At 49.1% G+C, this 2582-nt stretch carries 2 protein-coding genes; both read right to left on the bottom strand.

The genetic code is table 11. From position 1 onward, the window contains the following. A partial coding sequence (locus HZA49_04640) for a hypothetical protein (protein ID MBI5778722.1) occupies positions 1-1827 on the bottom strand: 1827 nt, incomplete at its 3' end. Positions 1828-1950: 123 nt separating this feature from the next. Further along, a partial coding sequence (locus HZA49_04645) for a hypothetical protein (protein MBI5778723.1) occupies positions 1951-2582 on the bottom strand: 632 nt, incomplete at its 5' end.

Genomic DNA, 2582 nt, shown 5'->3' on the forward strand with positions numbered 1-2582 from the left:
AGCATAGTTGAGGGCGGTATGATTGTAGTCGCCGCCAAAATAGCTAATGTGCGCATGATTGGAGTCGTCTACCGCAATAGAGGTGTGCATACCGATATCACCAAATTGAGCGACCCTGGTCGTTACCCAAACACCGCCGGCATTGGTGGCATACTTGAGATAATTATTGTCTATATCGAAATAACTGATGTGGACATAACCGGAACTGTCTATTGCAATAGAGTTGTCATCGCCGACACCATTACTTTTTCCTTTATCTACCGTAGTTGTCACCCAAGCGCCGCCAGCATTTGTGGCATACTTGAGGGCGCCGTCATAATAGCTGATGTGCATACCGTTATTGGCGTCTATCGCAATAGAATCAGCGCCTGCATAATCACTATCATCAACCATGGTTGCTACCCATTCGCCGGAGGTATTGGTGGCGTACATGAGAGAGTCACCCCAATAGCTGATGTGCGCGTTACCGGATGCATCAAGCGCAAGTAAACCACCACCTCTGAATTCACTCTGGTCAATCAGAGCGGTTTCCCATGTCCCTGATGCGTTAGTAGCGTATTTGAGATGACGGTTGTTATTCTCAAAATAGCCGATGTGTGAATTGCCTGAGACGTCCACCGCTAATGAGGTAAAGAGACCCGCGTCTCCGTTATTATCCACGGTTGTTGTTACCCACGACCCGGATAGGTTGGTGGCATACATGAGGCTGTTGCTCCTATAATAGCCGATGTACACATGACCCGCAGTATCCAGCGCCAGTGATGTATACAACGGCCAATATCCTTTACTGTCCACCGTAGCCGTTACCCATGTCCCGGATACGTTGGTAGCATACATGAGGCCATTGCCGTGATAGCTGATATGCGCGTGGCCTGAGGCGTCTACCGCTATCGAATTATCTTCACCAATCTCCGGAGTATCCACCATAACGGCAACCCATTCCCCTGATACATTGGTGGCGTACTTGAGTGACATAGTCCCAAAATAGCTGATGTGTGCATAACCAGCGGCGTCAACTGCTATGGAGTTATCCAGGAAATGATTTCCAATGTCTATGGTAGTCGTCACCCACTCCCCTGATACATTGGTAGTGTGCTTGAGGCGGTAGTCGTCTGTATAGCTGATATGAACGTGGCCAGAGGCGTCCACCGCAATGGAATGATAAAAGCCCTCGTATTCATCAGCGCCAACATTTGTTGTCACCCACGCCCCGGATGCGTTCGTGGCATACTTGAGAATTCCATGAAATCTATCATAATAGCTGATGTGGATATGGCCGGATGGGTCCAGGGCAATGGACGCCTGATAGCCTACGTTACCTGACGAATCAACGGTTTCATAGCGCCAGGCGCCGCCGTCATAGTATGCGTGATACAGGTGGTCGCCTCCATAGACGATATGGGGTTGTTTGTTTGCATCGACGGCAATGGCCCTCGAAGAAAGATAATCAAAATATTTTGGCGCATCTACAGCCTCTATTGACCAGCTTAATAGCCCTGCATCTGAAGAATGTATACCCTTATCGGTAATTTTTGCCTGAGATAGCGGATATCGGGTATCTGCTCCTCTCTTCCTGTTCTTTCCATGGATGAGAGAGTAAATATCCTCATATTGCGAAAGATGATTTCTTTTCTCTTCTGCCATCCTCTGGCGTAAGGGAAGGAGTATGGCCGGGCAAGGGGGTTTTCCCGCCTGAGGGACAAGGGCACGGCCGTCTCCGGAATCGCTGCTGAGGCCGCCGGCAGTGGAGTCATTGCCGGACACCGGATGTATGATGATGAGAAGAGGCATGGACAAAAACAGCGCAATGAGAATAACTGCTTGCATACTAAACACCTTACATCTCTTATGTTTGATGTACATAACAGCCCCTTTCCTTATAAAAACTGCCAAAAAATAATGTTAATTGATTCAGATACCAATGCTACCGCGTAAAACAGCCTTCCAAACTTACTTCTTTGTTTTAAATGATGCCTCCTCCCCATAAGTAATGCCGTCCTCGTTTTCGGCGGCAACGCGGTAATAATAAGCCGTCCCTTGTGCCAGCCCCTTTGCCGTGTACGTAACCTTCCGGTCTCTTCCATCGTTAAATACCTTCTTTGAGGATGAATTCGGGTAGGGGCCGCCGCTTACCGTCCCCCATTCAAACCAGACTTCTGTTTGCAGACGGTTTGCGTTGACCTTTGCTTTTAGCCTTGCTGAGGTCTTTGTTATATTCGTGGCGGGTTTTGTAATGGCCGTTGGCTTTTGGATGCTTGTGGCGTAGTGGAGGTCGGTATAACTCGAGTAGGTTATGTGTATCCTGCCTGCGGCATCCAGCGCGATGGAGCTATTCGCTCCACCGGCTTCAACCGTCGTAGTTACCCATTTCCCGGAGGCATTCGTGGTGTAACAGAGGACATTGTTGGTTTCATCATAATGGCTGATGTGCGCATGGTTCGAGGCGTCCAGCGCAAGGGACGAACACCAGCTTACGTCACCGCTGCTTGCCGCCCGCGTTGTTATCCACTTGCCCGATTTGTTTGTGGCGTACTTGAGATCTCCGTTTATAAAATCGCCATAGCTGATGTGCGCCTTATCAT

This window comes from Planctomycetota bacterium, from assembly GCA_016235865.1.
In the GTDB taxonomy this organism is placed as follows: Bacteria; Planctomycetota; MHYJ01; order JACQXL01; family JACQXL01; genus JACRIK01.